This window comes from Marinomonas piezotolerans (assembly GCF_003362755.1).
GTDB lineage: Bacteria > Pseudomonadota > Gammaproteobacteria > Pseudomonadales > Marinomonadaceae > Marinomonas > Marinomonas piezotolerans.
Genome location: NZ_QKRA01000005.1, coordinates 63,189 through 80,441, shown reverse-complemented (window position 1 = coordinate 80,441; position 17,253 = coordinate 63,189). Strand labels below are relative to the sequence as shown.

At 45.0% G+C, this 17,253-nt stretch carries 16 protein-coding genes; 14 read left to right on the top strand and 2 right to left on the bottom strand.

Going from position 1 to position 17,253, the window contains the following annotated elements:
- Positions 1 to 58 precede the first annotated feature (58 nt).
- From serC to rpsA, 5 genes are all read left to right on the top strand, one after another.
- Positions 59 to 1,141 carry a 3-phosphoserine/phosphohydroxythreonine transaminase gene (gene serC, locus DN730_RS11855; protein WP_115468355.1) on the top strand — a complete coding sequence of 361 codons (1,083 nt, stop codon included), beginning with the start codon at positions 59 to 61 and terminating at the stop codon, positions 1,139 to 1,141.
- A gap of 21 nt (positions 1,142 to 1,162) precedes the next feature.
- Positions 1,163 to 2,284 (top strand): prephenate dehydratase, encoded by a 1,122-nt coding sequence (gene pheA, locus DN730_RS11850; protein WP_115468354.1) that lies wholly within the window; start codon positions 1,163 to 1,165, stop codon positions 2,282 to 2,284.
- 35 nt (positions 2,285 to 2,319) lie between these two features.
- On the top strand, positions 2,320 to 4,521 hold the full coding sequence (locus tag DN730_RS11845; RefSeq protein WP_115468353.1) for a prephenate dehydrogenase/arogenate dehydrogenase family protein: 2,202 nt from the start codon (positions 2,320 to 2,322) through the stop codon (positions 4,519 to 4,521).
- Between the two features lie 15 nt (positions 4,522 to 4,536).
- Positions 4,537 to 5,220: a (d)CMP kinase gene (gene cmk, locus DN730_RS11840; protein ID WP_115468352.1), complete on the top strand. Its 684-nt coding sequence runs from the start codon at positions 4,537 to 4,539 to the stop codon at positions 5,218 to 5,220.
- 162 nt (positions 5,221 to 5,382) lie between these two features.
- Positions 5,383 to 7,065, top strand: coding sequence for a 30S ribosomal protein S1 (gene rpsA, locus DN730_RS11835; protein WP_115468351.1), 1,683 nt, complete (start codon positions 5,383 to 5,385; stop codon positions 7,063 to 7,065).
- 130 nt (positions 7,066 to 7,195) lie between these two features.
- Here rpsA and DN730_RS11830 read toward each other — a convergent pair whose 3' ends face one another.
- Positions 7,196 to 7,456 (bottom strand): hypothetical protein, encoded by a 261-nt coding sequence (locus DN730_RS11830; protein WP_115468350.1) that lies wholly within the window; start codon positions 7,454 to 7,456, stop codon positions 7,196 to 7,198.
- Entirely contained in the window at positions 7,413 to 8,174 is a 762-nt protein-coding gene (gene tsaA, locus DN730_RS11825) for a tRNA (N6-threonylcarbamoyladenosine(37)-N6)-methyltransferase TrmO (RefSeq protein WP_115468349.1), read from the bottom strand. Before tsaA ends, DN730_RS11830 begins: the two co-directional genes overlap by 44 nt.
- A gap of 131 nt (positions 8,175 to 8,305) precedes the next feature.
- Between tsaA and DN730_RS11820 the strand changes: the two genes are divergently transcribed.
- The 9 genes from DN730_RS11820 to DN730_RS11780 all read left to right on the top strand — a co-directional run bounded on the left by DN730_RS11820 (position 8,306) and on the right by DN730_RS11780 (position 17,248).
- A complete protein-coding gene (locus tag DN730_RS11820) occupies positions 8,306 to 9,562 on the top strand; it encodes a glutamate-5-semialdehyde dehydrogenase (RefSeq protein ID WP_115468348.1) in 1,257 nt (418 codons plus the stop codon).
- A gap of 13 nt (positions 9,563 to 9,575) precedes the next feature.
- The gene (gene nadD, locus DN730_RS11815; protein ID WP_115468482.1) at positions 9,576 to 10,223 is read left to right on the top strand and encodes a nicotinate-nucleotide adenylyltransferase; all 648 of its coding nucleotides are present in this window, start codon (positions 9,576 to 9,578) and stop codon (positions 10,221 to 10,223) included.
- A gap of 14 nt (positions 10,224 to 10,237) precedes the next feature.
- Positions 10,238 to 10,591: a ribosome silencing factor gene (gene rsfS / locus DN730_RS11810; protein WP_115468347.1), complete on the top strand. Its 354-nt coding sequence runs from the start codon at positions 10,238 to 10,240 to the stop codon at positions 10,589 to 10,591.
- A gap of 10 nt (positions 10,592 to 10,601) precedes the next feature.
- Positions 10,602 to 11,069, top strand: a complete 468-nt coding sequence (gene rlmH / locus DN730_RS11805; RefSeq protein WP_115468346.1) for a 23S rRNA (pseudouridine(1915)-N(3))-methyltransferase RlmH — start codon at positions 10,602 to 10,604, stop codon at positions 11,067 to 11,069.
- Positions 11,070 to 11,078: 9 nt separating this feature from the next.
- Positions 11,079 to 12,959: a penicillin-binding protein 2 gene (mrdA, locus tag DN730_RS11800; RefSeq protein WP_115468345.1), complete on the top strand. Its 1,881-nt coding sequence runs from the start codon at positions 11,079 to 11,081 to the stop codon at positions 12,957 to 12,959.
- Positions 12,956 to 14,077 carry a rod shape-determining protein RodA gene (rodA, locus tag DN730_RS11795; RefSeq protein ID WP_115468344.1) on the top strand — a complete coding sequence of 374 codons (1,122 nt, stop codon included), beginning with the start codon at positions 12,956 to 12,958 and terminating at the stop codon, positions 14,075 to 14,077. The genes mrdA and rodA overlap by 4 nt, the downstream gene beginning before the upstream one ends.
- Positions 14,077 to 15,105, top strand: a complete 1,029-nt coding sequence (gene mltB / locus DN730_RS11790; protein WP_245957953.1) for a lytic murein transglycosylase B — start codon at positions 14,077 to 14,079, stop codon at positions 15,103 to 15,105. Before rodA ends, mltB begins: the two co-directional genes overlap by 1 nt.
- A 40-nt stretch (positions 15,106 to 15,145) precedes the next feature.
- On the top strand, positions 15,146 to 16,018 hold the full coding sequence (locus DN730_RS11785; RefSeq protein WP_115468480.1) for a septal ring lytic transglycosylase RlpA family protein: 873 nt from the start codon (positions 15,146 to 15,148) through the stop codon (positions 16,016 to 16,018).
- 81 nt (positions 16,019 to 16,099) lie between these two features.
- Positions 16,100 to 17,248 carry a D-alanyl-D-alanine carboxypeptidase family protein gene (locus DN730_RS11780; protein ID WP_115468343.1) on the top strand — a complete coding sequence of 383 codons (1,149 nt, stop codon included), beginning with the start codon at positions 16,100 to 16,102 and terminating at the stop codon, positions 17,246 to 17,248.
- Positions 17,249 to 17,253: the final 5 nt, after the last annotated feature.

Here is a 17,253-nt window from a genome sequence, read left to right as displayed (position 1 = left end):
CACCTTGAGTGCGCCTTCTTTTGTATAGAGATACCTATCTATTGAGGATTTAGGCAGAATGAGCCGAGTTTATAACTTTTGTTCTGGTCCCGCTGCGCTTCCAGAAGCTGTTTTAGAAAAAGCACAGTCAGAATTGCTAGATTGGCATGGCGCTGGTGTGTCAGTTATGGAAATGAGTCATCGTAGTGATGAATTTGTCTCTATTCTGACGTCTGCAAAAGCTCGATTGTCCCGTTTGCTTAACATCCCAGATGATTACGAAATTTTGTTTGCGCAAGGTGGTGCGTCGACTTTATTTGCGCAAATTCCTGCGAATTTGACTCATGGCTTTGACCGTGCCTGCTACCTCGATACCGGAGCTTGGTCGTCAAAGGCGATCAAAGAAGCGAAGAAATATACAGATGTTATTTTGTCTGGTTCCAGTAAAGAGCAAAATTATACAACGGTTCCAGACTTTGATGCGCTTACGTTAGATGAAAAAGCCGCGTACTTGCATGTGACTCCCAATGAGACAATTGGCGGCTTGGAGTTCGATGCGTTGCCTGATACTGAGTTACCAATTGTTGCAGATTTATCGTCAACAATTTTGTCTCGGCAGATCGATGTGAGTAAATATGGTTTGATTTATGCTGGCGCACAGAAAAACGTTGGCCCCGCCGGTGTAGTTATAAATATCATTCGAAAAGACCTTTTGGCGCGTAGTAATAATGCAGTGCTGCCAACTGTATGGTCGTTTGAAACCCTCGCTAAGAATGACTCGATGATCAATACACCACCGACTTTCGCTATATACTTGGCTGATCTTGTATTTGAGTGGCTAGAAGCTCAAGGCGGTGTGGCAGCCATGGAGAAGATCAACATAGAGAAAGCGGAACTGCTATATAGCGCAATTGATCAAAGTGATTTTTATTCCAACCCAATTGATATGCAATATCGTTCACGTATGAATGTTCCATTCGTTCTGGCTGATGCGTCATTGGAAGCTACATTTTTGGAAGAATCTGAGCGTGCAGGGCTACGAACTTTGGCGGGACATCGTTCTGTTGGAGGTATGCGTGCAAGTATCTACAACGCAATGCCGAAGTCTGGTGTTGAAGCGCTAATAGAATTCATGAGCTCATTCGAAAAACGATACGGATAAGTGGCAGTAGGAAGAGATCCCATGACAACAAATAAAAGTGAGACGCCTGTAACACTCCCGATATTGCGTGATCGAATAGATGCCTTGGACTCGCAGATACAAGCTCTTATAAATGAGCGAGCAATCTGTGCGGAACAAGTAGCTGAAGTAAAAATGGCTGAACAGGGTGCTCAATCTGCTGTTTTCTATCGACCGGAACGAGAAGCTCAGGTTTTGCGTAGGGTGATGGAGCGCAACGAAGGCCCGCTAGATAACGAGGAAATGGCTAAAATTTTTCGCCAAATAATGGCGTCTTGCTTAGCCTTAGAAAAGCCCATGCGAATTGCTTTTTTGGGGCCAGAGGGTACATTTACCCAGCAAGCCGCGTTAAAGCATTTTGGTAAATCAATCATCAGTGCGCCGATGGCTGCGATAGATGAAGTGTTTCGTGAGGTGGAGGCTGGGTCTGCAAACTACGGTGTTGTGCCAGTAGAAAACTCCACAGAAGGTGTTGTGAATCATACGTTAGATAGTTTTCGTGGCTCACGTCTAAAAATCTGTGGTGAAGTAGAAGTTCGTATCCATCACAATTTGTTGGTTGCACCAAATATCAACCCAGATGATGTCACTCATATTTATTCGCATCAACAATCTTTGGCTCAATGTCGTGCTTGGCTTGATCGAAACTGGCCGCATGTTGAACGTGTTGCAGTGAGTTCTAATGCGGAAGGGGCGCGCTTAGCGGAAGAGGCTGGCAAGCGAGGTCAAGCTGTTGCGGCGATTGCAGGTGACATAGCCAGTGAGTTATACAGTCTTACGGTAGTGTCTTCCAATATTGAGGACCAGCCAGATAATACCACCCGCTTTTTGATTATTGGGAATGAAAAGGTACCACCAAGTGGCAAAGATAAAACATCTTTGCTTGTCAGTGCTAAGAATGAGCCGGGCGCACTCTATCACTTGCTTGAATCATTTGAGCGACATGGGGTTGATATGACTAGGCTCGAGACTCGTCCTTCTTTGATCAGTAAGTGGGGGTACGTGTTCTATATCGACTTTGTAGGGCATTGTGAAGATGAAAGTTGCCGTCTGGTGATAGAGGAGCTTCGTGGTAGAGCTTCAGAGGTTAAGGTGCTTGGCTCGTACCCAATCGCGGTATTATAAGTCGTTATTCCTAATGCATTATAAAGACGTTATTTATGCAAGATAATAAAGAGTTTGGTAATGTACTGATCGTTGGGTTAGGCATGATTGGTGGATCTTTTGCAAAGAGTTTAAAGCAGAATGGTCTGGCTACATTATATGGCGCAGATAGGCGGTCAGGCGAGCTTACACTGGGAGTGTCTGCCGGCGTTATTGATTATCCTGCTCAGCTGGATGGTGAAACTATTCAGAAGATGGACATTATTATCTTAGCAACGCCTGTGCGGGCTATGGAATCAGTGCTTTCTGAAATAAAACCTTACTTGCGAGAAGATACGCTGCTAACGGATGTGGGCTCAACGAAAGGAAGTGTTGTGGCAGCTGCTGCTGCGGTGTTTGGAGAGGTTCCCGCAAACTTTATTCCCGGTCACCCTATTGCAGGGGCAGAAAAAAGTGGTGTGCTAGCAGCGAACCCTCGGTTGTTTGAAAAGCATATGGCTATCGTGACTCCTTTACCTTATTCCGATCCTGATTTGCTAGACCGACTGCATCGATTGTGGCGGGCGGTTGGGGCCGATGTAGTAAGTATGGACGTTGAGCACCACGACCATGTACTTGCCGCCTCAAGCCACTTACCTCATTTATTGGCTTATACGTTAGTTGATGCGTTAGCCAATGCTGATCGGAGTCAAGATATTTTTCGTTTTGCGGCAGGCGGCTTCCGCGATTTTACACGTATTGCTTCTAGTGACCCCACTATGTGGCGTGATGTTTTCTTGGCAAATAAAGACGCTACACTGGCGACACTAGACTTATTTACTGACCGACTAGCGGATATGCGTAAGGCCATCGAGGAATCAGATGGCGCATCCATGTATGGGGTTTTTACTCGTGCTAAGTCTGCACGAGATCATTTTTTACGGCTACTTGAACAAAGAACGTTGGGGCAAGCGCAAGAAAAACAGGTTTCTATCGCGGTTGCCCCTGCTTCATCAGTTCAGGGGCAGATAACCTTGATTGGTGATAAATCGTTATCACATAGAGCGCTTATAATGGGCGCTCTTTCAGACGGTGTTAGTGAGCTTGCGAATGTTGACCTTGTTGGTGATGTGAAGGTGACTATGCAGGCTTTGCGTGATATGGGCGTTGTTATTGAAGAGTTCGGACATGGCACGGTACGTGTTCACGGAGTCGGCCGTAAAGGGTTAAGAGCGCCTATTGCACCGATAAACGTTCATGATTCTGCAACAAGTTTGTATTTATTGCTGCCTATACTTGCTGGCCAAGATTTTTCGGTAGAGGTTATTGGTGAGGGTGTTTTATTGAATACGCCTTTTACTCATTTGCTTTCTCTGATGAATTTATCTGGTGCGAGCGTATCTTCTGCCGCGGCAGGCTGTTTGCCATTTAGGGTTACTCCCGCTGATATCAAATCTGTAGGCGGCGAATTACCTGGTGAGCCTTCATCACGTTTAATATCTTCTGCTATTTTACTGAGCCTGTTTGCGGAAGAAGTAAGTGAATTCAAAACACATTTTCCGCTAGACGCTAAAATGCGCGCACTATTTGAGGCATTCGGTGTCTCAATATCTGGAGATCAATTGTTAAAGGTCCAGTCCAATAATTTGTGCGGTGCTCAATTTGAGTTGCCTGCAGATCTACAGCAAGTGGTATGGAATGTCCTTTTGGCAGCCCTCTTGCCAGGGTCTTCGATAAGGCTGTATGGGGTTTCATCAATTGGACGGATGCAGTCGCTGTTTGATCTTCTGGCTAAGATGGGGGTGCGTCTTCATTGGATGGATGATCCGAGTGGAGTGTTTGGGGCACGAGTGTTAGGGGTGTCATTTAGTAAGTTGACCCCTGTTTCTCTGAGTGCCTTGCAAGTCTATGAGTTTCGTGAAGTTTTGCCTCAGCTTGCGGTAGCGGCTGTGTATGCAGAAGGAGTAAGTGTTTTTTCTGGTGTATCACAACTGCCATATTTTTATGAAGACCGTATGTCGGCGATTGTTGACGGCATTAATCAGGTCGGCGGTGACTGTCGTTGGGATAAAGGTATGTTGCAAATTAATGGACAGATACCAGAAGGTGGTGACCTTGATAGTGCGGGCAATGATTTAGTTGCCTTGGCGTTTCTTTTGCTATCCGCTCGGTGCCGACAAGGTGGGACGGTTCGAGACTGCCAAAAATTACTAAACCAAATTCCAAATTTAGAAGAAATTATGGTGATGTTGGGGCTTAAAAGCTCTTTGCACATCTAATAAAGAGGAACAATTATGTTGAATCAAGCCCCAGTTATCACGATTGATGGCCCAAGTGGTGCAGGTAAGGGCACTGTCAGTCAATTAGTCGCCGAGAAGCTGGGATGGCAGTTGCTTGATAGTGGTGCGTTGTATCGCCTGCTTGCATTAGCAGTGTCACATCATGGTATGTCTGTCGAAGATGTGGATGCATTGAAAGTTTTAGCAGAGCATCTGGATATTCAGTTTGAGCAAAAAGGCGACGAGAAGGTCGAGATCATTCTTGAGGGTGAGGTCGTTACTCAAGCAATTCGCACCGAATTTGTAGGCAATCAGGCGTCTATGCTTGCAGCCATTCCAGAAGTGCGAGAAGGCTTACTATTGCGTCAGCGTGCATTCGCGCAAATGCCAGGTCTTGTTGCTGATGGTCGGGACATGGGGACAATTGTTTTTCCTGAAGCGCCGGTCAAAATATTTTTAACAGCGAGCCCAGAAGAACGTGCTCAGCGCCGATTGTTGCAATTGCAGGAAAAAGGCGATGAAGTGGATTTTGAAGAGCTTGTTAAGACGATCAAAGAACGTGATGAGCGCGATGCTAATCGTGCAGTTGCTCCGCTTGTTCCTGCACCAGGAGCGCTAGTGATCGATAGCACTGAGCTTACTATTGAGCAGGTTGTTGATATGATTTTGGCGGAAGCGGCTAAAGCATCGTACATTTAGGTTTTGATCTATTTTTGTACTCAAATAATGTGCTAAAATAGTAAGGATAAGTCGACCTTGGGACCAGCAACCACCATCGTCGCATTCAATGTAAATTAACCCCACATATAGCTGGTGATGTGGCAGGGAGCATTTATTTGTTCCGTATATATAGGAATCACAATGACTCAAAGCTTCGCAGAACTGTTTGAAGAAAGCCTTAAAACCGTAGAAATGGCTCCAGGCTCGATTGTTACTGGTCTAGTTGTCGATATCGACAGCGATTGGGTAACTGTTCATGCAGGTCTAAAATCTGAAGGCGTTATCCCTCGTTCTCAATTCCTATCTGAGAGCGGCGAATTCACTCTTAACATCGGCGACGAAGTTAAAGTAGCTCTTGATGCGGTAGAAGACGGTTTCGGTGAAACTAAACTTTCTCGTGAGAAAGCTAAGCGCGCTGAAACATGGGCTGTACTTGAAAAAGCCTACGAAGAAGGTGAAATCGTTAAGGGTGTCATCAACGGTAAAGTCAAAGGTGGCTTCACTGTGGATATCGCTAACATCCGTGCTTTCTTGCCAGGTTCTTTGGTGGATGTTCGTCCTATCCGTGACACGTCTCACCTTGAAGGTGTTGAACTTGAGTTCAAACTTATCAAGCTTGATCAGAAACGTAACAACGTTGTTGTATCTCGTCGTGCCGTTATGGAAGCGACTAACAGCGCTGAGCGTGAAACACTTCTTGCTAACCTTGAAGAGGGTCAAGAAGTTAAAGGTATCGTTAAGAACCTTACTGATTACGGTGCGTTCGTTGACTTGGGTGGTGTTGATGGTCTTCTACACATCACTGACATGTCTTGGAAGCGTATCAAGCACCCAAGCGAAATCATCGCTGTAGGTGATGAGATCGACGTTAAAGTTCTTAAATTTGACCGTGAGCGCAACCGTGTTTCTCTAGGTCTTAAGCAGCTTGGCGAAGATCCATGGGTTGCAATCAAAGCTCGTTACCCAGAAGGTACTAAAGTTACTGCACGTGTAACGAACCTAACGGATTACGGTTGCTTTGCAGAGCTTGAAGAAGGCGTAGAAGGTCTTGTTCACGTTTCTGAAATGGATTGGACTAACAAAAACATCCACCCATCTAAAGTTGTTCAGATCGGTGATGAAGTAGAAGTTATGATCCTTGACATCGACGAAGAGCGTCGTCGTATTTCTCTAGGTATCAAGCAGTGCACTCCAAACCCATGGGAAGAGTTCGCTACTTCATTCAACAAAAACGACAAGATTTCTGGTGCAATCAAGTCTATCACTGACTTTGGTGTGTTCATTGGTCTTGACGGTGGTATCGACGGTCTTGTTCACTTATCAGACCTATCTTGGGATGAAGCAGGTGAAGAAGCTGTACGTAAGTACAAGAAAGGTGACGTGTTAGAAACAGTTGTTCTTTCTATCGATGCTGAGCGCGAGCGTATCTCTCTAGGTGTTAAACAACTAGAGCAAGATCCTTTCGTTGCATACGTTGCTGAAAACGACAAAGGCGCAATCGTTACTGGTACTATCGGTGAAGTAGATGCCAAAGGTGCTGTTGTGGTTCTGGCTGAAGGTGTTGAAGCTTACTTAAAAGTTTCAGAGATCAGTCGTGATCGTGTAGAAGATGCTTCTACCGTTCTTAAGCAAGGTGAATCTGTTGAAGTTGCGATCACAAACGTTGATCGTAAAGCTCGTACAATCGCTGTGTCTATTAAGGCAAAAGATGTTTCTGAAGAGAAAGCGGCTATCAAGTCTCACTCTGAGAAGCAGCAAAGTGAAGCGAGTGGTCCGACTACAATCGGTGACCTAATCAAGGCTCAACTTGAGAACCAAAACTAATTCTAATTTAGAATTATGTTTAACAAGAGCGGACCCTATGGGTCCGCTTTTTTTTGCGTTTTTGTAAGACTTCGATTGACAAATAAACTATGCACAGAAGATGTGGATAAATGTGGGTATAGATCGATATTTAACGCATCGCTGCCAATAAGGTTTTGATGTCTTCGTCAGACCAATGCTCTTTTTCAAGCAATTCAGCTAGTGCTTTATTGTTCTGAATTTGGTCTAAATTCTTCCTAAACTTCGCGAAATGGTACTCTTTTATCAGTTTTTCGTCGTATTCAGAGCGATACAGTTGATGTTTGTTTGAGACGTTTTCATCAATTGTTTTGGACTCTTTTGATAAGTTATTCACAGTCTTGTAAGCGCTGAGCATTTTTGACTTGTTCATTGTTTACCTCTTCTGGGAATTCTATATCGGTTATCCATAGGCCATCTTTTTTTGCCGTCCAAATAACATTTGTATTCCAAAGTTTGTTCCCATGCTTCTTGTCTAGCTTAGATATTAGATATGAAGGACGTGGGTCTTGCCCTATAACCTGCTCAATGAGTGGTCGTAAATCTCGATGGTATTGTTCTTTATAGACGTTGATTCGGTTTTGTGCGAGTTCTGTGAAGTGTACTGGCTTAAGTGGTGCGGGAGTTGGAGCAAAGCCGCCAGTGGCATTCGGTAGTGAATCGGCATAAGGAAGGTAGGGTTTGATGTCCAGCACAGGTGTTTGATCAAGTAGGTCGATTCCCAGTATGTCAATAAATACGCGTTTTCCTTCAATACGAATGCCATTTAAAGCTACCACAGACAGCCCGATTGGATTGGGGCGGTGGGTTGCTCGAGACGCGAAGACTCCAACTTTTTTTTTACCTCCAAGTCTAGGAGGGCGAACTTTGGCTTTCCAGTTTTCTTGTATGCACTGGTGAAAAACGAAATGCACCCAGATATGTGAGAAACCTTCCAACCCGTCTAATGTATCAGCTCTATTGTAAGGAGGTAGTAGTTCAATCGCCGCGGAAGATTCGGTTACCAAACCTGGTTGGCGAGGGATGCCGAATTTCTCTTTATAGCATGAGTGGACAATGCCAATCTGTTGAAATTGAAAGTGTTTGGACATGGCTGAATAAGATTAATTACAAAAAATAATTGAGAATGGGATTGAGTAAGATGTGTTAGTATAACGCTTATCTGTATTTTTAGCGTCCCAATAAGGGAAACAAATCGCTGGGTAAAAGAAGAGAGTAAACAATGTCCTTAGAATCCTACATGAAAGAAGTCGGTCAAAAGGCACGCGCAGCGTCGCGCCATTTGGCGCTTGCGTCTACTGAAAAGAAAAACAATGCGCTATACGCGATGGCAGAAGCATTGGAGCAAGCACGACCTCGACTTAAGCAGGAGAATGCTAAGGATCTAGAGAACGGCCAGAACAAAGGCCTTGATCCAGCAATGTTAGACCGCTTGGCACTTACCGATGCTCGAATTGATGGCATGATAGAAGGCCTTAAACAAGTGGCGTCTTTGCCAGACCCAATTGGTGAAGTCACGGATATGGTTTACCGTCCGTCGGGCATCCACTTGGGTAAAATGCGAGTTCCGCTTGGAGTTATTGGGATTATTTACGAGTCGCGTCCAAACGTAACAATTGATGCCGCAAGCCTTTGTTTGAAGTCGGGCAATGCCACAATATTACGTGGCGGTAGCGAAGCATATTACTCAAACCAAGCGATTGCGCAAGCGGTTCAAGTCGGTTTGGAGGCTGCGGCGTTACCTCAGGAAGCTGTTCAAGTTATTAACACAACAGATCGAGAGGCCGTAGGGCATCTTATCGCAATGCCAGACTTTGTTGATGTAATTGTTCCTCGTGGTGGTAAAAGCTTGATTGAACGCATTAGTAAAGATGCTCGAGTGCCTGTTATTAAACACTTGGATGGTATATGCCACGTTTATGTGGATGACCAAGCAGATTTAGATAAAGCGTTTAATATTGCGATGAATGCGAAAACCCGACGTTATGGCGTGTGTAATGCGATGGAAACGTTACTGGTCAATAGGTCCGTTGCCAACGAATTTTTGCCACGCTTGGCGGATGCTCTAACACAGAAAGGTGTTGAGCTAGTTGGGTGTGAAGCTACGCGATCTATCATTGACGCAAACGAAGCGACTGAAGAAGATTGGCATACAGAATACTTAGCCCCAAAATTATCTATTAAATTGGTATCTGATATGGAGGAGGCGATTGATCATATTAATCATTATGGCTCTCATCACTCAGATGCCATTGTATCTCAAGATTATAGTAAAACACGGACCTTTATGACCGCTGTTGATTCGTCGTCTGTTATGGTAAATGCGTCGACGGCGTTTGCTGATGGTTTTGAATATGGACTGGGTGCTGAAATTGGCATTTCTACAGATAAGATTCATGCTCGTGGCCCAGTTGGCTTAATGGGACTGACTAGCCAAAAATACATTGTGCTTGGGGATGGGCATACGCGTGATAACTGAGTCGCCTCTGCGAATGCCTAGCGGACGCTGTGGTACTGCCGTGATGGGCGGGACATTTAACCCGATCCATCACGGTCACCTGCGATCGGCTGTCGATATATTAGAGCACTTTCAGTTTAAAACGGTGCGGATGCTGCCTTGTTTTCAGCCTGTGCATAAAGATCAGCCTGAAGTGACTGCTGATCAGCGTTTGCAAATGGTAGAGCTAGGCATTCAGGCCGATGTCAGGTTGGAAGTAGATCCTCGAGAAATAATACGTGAAGGTGCTAGTTACACTAGAGATACTTTGCAAGAGCTACGACAAGAGCTTGGTGACGAGGAGCCTCTTATAATGGTCGTGGGGATGGATAGCTTTCTATCTTTACCGACTTGGTTTCACTGGCAGGACTTACTACAGTTTGCTCATATACTCGTTATTTCTCGACCTGGCTGGGAGCCTGATTTCATTTCATCTTTAGAAGAGTTTTATGAAAAACATCGAGCGGAGCACGTAGCTGAGTTACAATGCGCGCCCGCTGGAAAAATTTGGATGGAGAGTTTTACACCATTAGCTATTTCTTCTAGCCAAGTTCGAAAACTGTGTCGAGAAGGCAAATCAATCGCCTATCTTGTACCAGAGACAATACAGCGCTTTATAGAAGCGCATTCTTTATATAAATAGGGTTATCCGAAACTATGAACCAAGATCAATTATCTGCTGAACAAATTCTCGAATTGGCAATCGAATCATTAGAGGATGTGAAAGGCGATAACATCACGGTGCTTAACGTAAGCGAATTAACTGACATGATGGACTTTATGGTCATCTGTACAGGTACGTCTAAGCGTCACGTGCACTCACTCGGTCAAAACGTTGTTGAACACTCGAAAAGTAAAGGTCTTCAGCCAATGGGCAGTGAAGGGCGTGACATGGGGAGTGATTGGGTGTTAGTTGATTTGTATGATGTGGTTGTTCATGTCATGACCGAAGAAGCTCGTTCTTTCTATGACTTAGAAAAGTTATGGGACATCAAACCAGAGAAACGTTAAGGCACGGCAAATGCGAGTGCGTTTAATCGCTATTGGCACGAAAATGCCAAAATGGGTGACAGAAGGCTATGAAGAGTACGCTAAGCGTTTACCAAAAGACTTTGCTCTTGAGCTGGTTGAGCTGGCTATGTCCCCACGAGGCAAAAATACTGATATTGCGAAAGCCATTCAAAAAGAAGGGGACGCGATGTTGGCTGCTATCCCTTCTGGCGACAAAGTCATTGCATTGGAAGTATTGGGAAAAACTTGGTCGACGGAGCAGCTGGCCGAGCGAACCGAGCAATGGCGTATGGATGGTTATAATGTTTCGCTATTAGTGGGGGGGCCTGATGGTCTAGATCCAAGGTGTACGGCCAGAGCAGATCAAGCGTGGTCGTTATCTAAGTTAACATTACCTCACCCAATGGTTCGCATTCTACTAGCCGAGCAGATTTATCGAGCTTGGACGTTAATGAACAATCACCCTTACCATCGCTAGAGTTTAATTTTGGGCAAGCATCATCAAGTTTTCCGTAACTATCGCCAAGAACAGCGTCTAACGCAGCGTCGATTGATCGTCGCTGCGTTGTTGGTTCTATTGATGATGGGAATATTGATATCTCGCCTGTTCTATTTACAGGTGATGCAATACGACCTATATCAGACAAAAGCTAATGAAAACCGTGTCATGTTGGTGACGGAGCCTCCTCCAAGAGGGCTTATTTATGATCGCAATGGCATTGTGTTGGCCGACAACCGAGCGATCCACAGCTTAACGGTTATTCCCGAACGAGCTGGCAGTATAGAAGAGCTGCGCAAGAAGCTAGATCCTGTTATTGATATTAAAGAGGAAGAGTGGGAGAACTTCCGAGCAAAGCTTAAAGAATACCGCCGACCTTATCAATCTATCACATTGAAGTCTCAGTTGTCTGATGTGGAGTGGGCGAAAGTGTCTGTGGACCTCTATCAATTGGACGGCGTTCAAGTTGAAGCCCAATTGACTCGTTATTACCCTTTTGGAGAGGCCTTTGCTCATGCCGTGGGATATGTTGGACGTATTACGGCTAAAGATTTAGAGCGTGTTGATAAGCTAGCGTATCAAGGCGCGTTGTTCATTGGTAAAACAGGTATAGAAGAGTATTACGAGCAGGCACTTTTCGGTAAGCCTGGTTTATCCAAGGTTGAGGTCAATGCCCGTGGTCGTATCATGTCTGAAATCGAGCGACAGAACCCAACTCCCGGTGAAGATGTCCAACTATATTTGGATGCACGTCTGCAACAGTATGCGTTTGATTTACTTGGAAATTATAAAGGCTCTGTTATTGCAATCGACCCGAATACAGGGGGAATACTCGCAATGGTATCCAAACCTGGATTCGATCCAAATTTATTTGTACGTGGTATCTCGGTTAAAAACTACGCCCGATTGCGCAATGATAAACGATTGCCATTGTTTAATCGTGCCTTGCGTGGCGGTTATCCGCCGGCTTCAACAATAAAGCCTTTCATGGCGTTAGCAGGGCTAGAGTATGGTTTTTCCTCTTGGCAAGAAAGCTACTATGCGCGCGGATATTATCAAATCAATCCCAATGGGCGTCGCTATCGAGATTGGAAAAGAAGCGGGCATGGTTGGATTAATTTAGAACGCTCCATCATCGAGTCAGTGGATACCTATTATTACCAATTGGCTCATAAAATGGGGATTACCCCAATACACACTTTCTTATCAAAGTTTGGTTTTGGAAAAGAGCTTATTCTCGATCTTCATGGGGCAAGCCGTGGCTTATTACCATCAAATGAGTGGAAAAAAGCTCGCTATAAAGAACCTTGGTATCCTGGTGACTCTGTAAACGTGGGTATAGGGCAGGGCTTTATGGTAGCGACTCCTATGCAAATAGCGGCAGCCACCTCTGCTTTAGCAGCTCGAGGGCATATGTACAATCCACGTATGGCAATGTCTGTTGGTGGGCATTCTCCTTTTCTGGAGGATGAGGCGTCTATAACAGAGCATACGATAAAGCTTAAAGATGAGCGAAATTGGCAGCGCATGGTTAATGCAATGAAAAAAGTCATAACAGACTCACTTGGCACGGGCCGACGATTGCAGGGCACAGAGTACTCAATCGCTGGTAAAACAGGAACAGGCCAAGTTTTTAGTTTGCAAGAAGACCAGGAATATGACGCGGAAAGCTTAGATAAGCGTTTGCATGACCACGCGCTATTTATTGGCTTTGCACCTGCGGATGCACCCAAAATAGCCGTATTTGCTATCTTTGAAAACGGTGGTAGCAGTTCTAAGCCAGCGGATTTAACTAAAGCGCTTTTTGACGCGTATCTATACGATGATTATCCAGATCGCTATGACTATTTTGAGGAGTGGCGTCGATGAATGTCTCACTGTATCGAAGGCTGATCGCGTTTACGAATGCTCGACTATGGCAGCTTGCCCACGTTGATATTCTGCTGCTGTTGGCCTTGTTACTGCTAATGTCGGGTGGATTATTCGTTTTGTATTCTGCGTCCGGACAGGATATCGCCACCGTTGAGCGCCAAATGCTGAGGCTGGGTGTTGGCATGGCGACTTGCTTAGCCCTCGCTCAACTACCACCCAAATATATGCGTCGAGCGTCTCCGCTTTTGTTTGTTATTTTGGTTGCGCTATTGATTGCAGTTTTGGTTGCAGGGGTTGGTGCAAAGGGCGCTCAGCGGTGGTTAGCATTGCCGGGGGGGCTGCGATTTCAGCCTTCAGAAATCATGAAAATAGTGATGCCGATGATGGTGGCTTGGTACTTCGCGCATCGCCCATTGCCTCCGAGCCTAAAAGAAATTGTTACGGTGTTAGTTATCATAGCAGTGCCATCGTTGATGGTTGCGAAACAGCCTGATTTGGGTACTGCACTATTAGTTGGTGTATCGGGTATCTTTGCGCTGTTCTTAGCGGGTTTAGGTTGGCGTTATATTCTGGGTGCAGCAGCAGCGGCGCCTGTGGCTGTTTATAGCTTATGGCACGTCATGCGTGACTATCAGAAGCAGCGTGTACTGACGTTTCTGGACCCAGAGAGTGACCCTTTAGGATCTGGATGGAATATTATTCAGTCGAAAACCGCAATTGGATCAGGTGGGGTATACGGTAAGGGGTGGCTTGAAGGCACCCAAGCTCAATTAAACTTCTTACCGGAAAGCCATACGGATTTCATTATTGCAGTTTTAGCTGAAGAATTCGGCATGCTGGGTTGTGTGTTGTTGATGTGTGCATATCTGTTGGTCATCGCACGTGGGCTCTATATTGCTGCGTATGCCGAAGATAACTATGCGCGATTATTGGCCGGTAGTATTACTTTGACCTTCTTTGTGTACATGTTTGTAAATATTGGCATGGTATCTGGGATCTTGCCCGTGGTCGGTGTACCGTTACCCTTGGTTAGCTATGGTGGTACTTCAATTATTACCATTATGGCGACCTTTGGTATCTTGATGTCGATACAAACGCATAAAAGGGCTTTGTAATGTCTATAAAAATGATCTCTTTAGCTGCTGCTTTACTTCTATCAGGGTGCTCTGCAGTTGGCGGCTCAAATACTTCGAAGCAGGTGAGTGCAGAGCGGCAAGACCAAACATATATCGAAGTACCAGAAGTACAAACGTTTATTGATTACATGGCTTCGAAGCATCAGTACGATCGCGCACTGTTGGTTGATGTGTTCTCCCAAATTAAGAAGAGAGAACAGGTCATTACTAAATCCAATAATCAGCCAGAAGTGATTACACCTTATTATGAATACCGGACAAGATTTTTGAATCAGGGACGTATTGATAGTGGGGTTGAATTCGCGAATCGGAATCGAGTATGGCTTGATAAAGCTGAATTAGAGTTTGGCGTCCCTTGGCCGATTATCGTGTCTATTATAGGGGTGGAAACCGCTTATGGGCGTGTCACTGGCAATCGAGATGTGTTTACCTCATTAACAACATTGGCGTTTGATTATCCTCGACGCGGTAAATATTTCCGCAGTGAGTTGGAGTCGTATTTATTACTAGCTCGTCAAGAAGGGTGGACCGTCGGTGAGACAAAAGGCTCTTACAGCGGTGCATTGGGTATGGTGCAATTTATGCCCAGCAATTACCTAAAGCTTGCAAAGGATTTTAATGGTAACGAGCATATTGATCTTTGGGGATCTGAAGCGGATGCCATAGGTAGTGTAGCCAATTATTTACAGCACCATGGATGGCAGCGTGACGGTTATACCGTTAGTCGAGCACGGGTTGATGATTTAGATAATGTTGAAGAATGGGTCAATAAAGGCCGCTCACCTATGTTTACATTGAGAGAATGGTCCAAGCTTGGTGTATGGGCTACGACGGATTATGTGCATGGTAAAGCGGGGTTGGTCGGTCTTCGGGATCAAGAGGGCTCGACCGCGTACTGGCTAGCCTATGAAAACTTTTTTACTATTATGGACTATAACCCCAGCCGCCGTTATGCCATGTCTGTTTTAGAACTTGCCAATAGGATTGCTCAGAGTGAAGGAAGTTAAGTTAGTCTTTTTGTTGTGCGCCATTGGTCTATCTGGATGTATGAGTTCTCAGCATATTAATGGTTCTGGTCCGAGTTCATCTGAAAGTTCTATAGACTACGAGAAGGCTTCAGGGGGTGGTCGTTATACAATCTTGCAAGATCATGCTCCAACGGGAGATATAAAAGTTGATCATCTACCAGACTTAGTGCCCAAGTATGAACCTAAAAGCCGCGGTGGTAATAAGTCCCCATATGAGGTTTGGGGAAAGAAATACTACGTTATGGATTCAGCAGAAGGCTATAAAGCTGAGGGAACTGCGTCATGGTATGGGCAAAAGTTTCATGGGCATAAAACATCTAACGGTGAAACGTACGATATGTACACGTTTTCCGCTGCACACAAATCCCTACCATTACCGACTTACTTAAAAGTTACAAACCTAGATAATGACCGTACTGTCATTGTTCGCGTGAACGATCGAGGCCCATTTCATGGTGATCGTTTGATTGACCTTTCATACGCCGCCGCCGCGCGCCTTGGTTATCACAAAAAGGGATTAGCGAGGGTGCGTATTGAGGCAATTACTCCAAAACCCGGAGACACAGCATCGGTTGAAACGACATCAGCGGATGGAGGATCCAGGTCAATGCCAGTGGCGGCAGTGCCGAGTAAGCCAGATTTATCAAATGATTTGTTGTTCAGTCATTTACAGCTGGGTGCTTTTTCCAAAGAAAGCTCGGCCGACTCATTGAAACAGGCATTATTTGAGCAGTTTGATACCTCTATTAACATCCAAGTGAAGCAACTTGATGATGGTTTATTTAGAGTCTTTGTCGGGCCTTACGACAGCGATGCAAAACTGGAAGCTTGGCAGCAAAAGCTTGCATCTGCTGGCTTTGGGAAAAGTGTAAAAGTAGCGTTAACACCCTAAGGGAACTTTTACTAGGCTAGAGATTCCAACCTCGCTCTAGTATTATTCAACCTTCCAGTATCAGGCCAAACGTTGACGAGTATGAAACGACTGTTATCTTTATTTATTGTTGCAATATCCTTAGTAACGTCCGCTACTTATGCGGCTCCGTCATTAATCCCAGCGCCACCGCAGTTGTCTGCCAAGAGTTATATACTCATGGACGCGTATACTGGTGATATTTTAGTAGAGCACAATAGTCATGAAGAGCTTCCTCCTGCGAGCTTAACAAAGCTCATGACTGCATATATTGCGGAATATGAGTTGGCTAAGGGCAATATCACGATGGATGATAAAGTTACCATCAGTGAAAAAGCTTGGCGTATGGAAGGATCGCGAATGTTTATTCGTGAAGGGACTCAGGTACGCCTAGAAGATCTTATGCGCGGTATTATTATTCAATCAGGTAATGATGCTAGTGTGGCGGTTGCGGAGCATATTGCAGGTGGTGAGTCAGCCTTCGCAGACTTGATGAACCAACATGCTCAGTTACTGGGTATGCAAAACTCTCGCTTTGTGAACTCAACGGGGTTCCCCGCAGAAAATCATTACTCCTCAGCTTACGATTTGGCATTGTTGTCTCGTGCAACAATCATTCACTTCCCAGAAAACTATAAAATGTATGCTGAAAAATATTTTACTTTTAATGATATTCGACAGCCCAATCGTAATAAATTACTTTGGCGGGACAAAACAGTAGATGGGCTTAAAACAGGTCATACTAACGCTGCAGGATACTGTTTAGCCGCATCTGCGGTCCGCAATGGTACGCGCTTGATTACTGTTGTGATGGGTACTGATTCAGATGAAGCGCGTGCCGCCGAATCGCAAAAGCTATTGAATTACGGTTTTCGCTATTACGAAACACGTAAGTTGTATAGTGCAGGTCAAGTATTAACGGATGCTCGTGTTTGGGGTGGTGAAACTGATGCTGTGAAAGTTGGTTTTACAGATGATGTTTTAGTGACGATGCCACGTCAAAATGCAGACTCAATCCCAGCAGCTTTAGAGCTTAACCCCGAAATTGAAGCGCCAATTCAAGCAGGAGATGTGCTTGGAAAGGTGATTGTGGGTTCTTCTGACAATGTGTTACTTGAGCGCAATGTCGTTGCGTTGGAGGCTGTGGAAGAAGGTGGTTTCTTTAAGCGCCTATTTGATAAAGTGAAATTGTTCTTTATGAACTTGTTCTAACCGAT

Coding starts and splice junctions, on each gene's coding strand:
- serC (WP_115468355.1), top strand. CDS start 59: ATGAGCCGAGTTTATAACTTTTGTTCTGGTCCCGCTGCGCTTCCAGAA.
- pheA (WP_115468354.1), top strand. CDS start 1,163: ATGACAACAAATAAAAGTGAGACGCCTGTAACACTCCCGATATTGCGT.
- DN730_RS11845 (WP_115468353.1), top strand. CDS start 2,320: ATGCAAGATAATAAAGAGTTTGGTAATGTACTGATCGTTGGGTTAGGC.
- cmk (WP_115468352.1), top strand. CDS start 4,537: ATGTTGAATCAAGCCCCAGTTATCACGATTGATGGCCCAAGTGGTGCA.
- rpsA (WP_115468351.1), top strand. CDS start 5,383: ATGACTCAAAGCTTCGCAGAACTGTTTGAAGAAAGCCTTAAAACCGTA.
- DN730_RS11830 (WP_115468350.1), bottom strand. CDS start 7,456: ATGAACAAGTCAAAAATGCTCAGCGCTTACAAGACTGTGAATAACTTA.
- tsaA (WP_115468349.1), bottom strand. CDS start 8,174: ATGTCCAAACACTTTCAATTTCAACAGATTGGCATTGTCCACTCATGC.
- DN730_RS11820 (WP_115468348.1), top strand. CDS start 8,306: ATGTCCTTAGAATCCTACATGAAAGAAGTCGGTCAAAAGGCACGCGCA.
- nadD (WP_115468482.1), top strand. CDS start 9,576: ATGCCTAGCGGACGCTGTGGTACTGCCGTGATGGGCGGGACATTTAAC.
- rsfS (WP_115468347.1), top strand. CDS start 10,238: ATGAACCAAGATCAATTATCTGCTGAACAAATTCTCGAATTGGCAATC.
- rlmH (WP_115468346.1), top strand. CDS start 10,602: ATGCGAGTGCGTTTAATCGCTATTGGCACGAAAATGCCAAAATGGGTG.
- rodA (WP_115468344.1), top strand. CDS start 12,956: ATGAATGTCTCACTGTATCGAAGGCTGATCGCGTTTACGAATGCTCGA.
- mltB (WP_245957953.1), top strand. CDS start 14,077: ATGTCTATAAAAATGATCTCTTTAGCTGCTGCTTTACTTCTATCAGGG.
- DN730_RS11785 (WP_115468480.1), top strand. CDS start 15,146: ATGAGTTCTCAGCATATTAATGGTTCTGGTCCGAGTTCATCTGAAAGT.
- DN730_RS11780 (WP_115468343.1), top strand. CDS start 16,100: ATGAAACGACTGTTATCTTTATTTATTGTTGCAATATCCTTAGTAACG.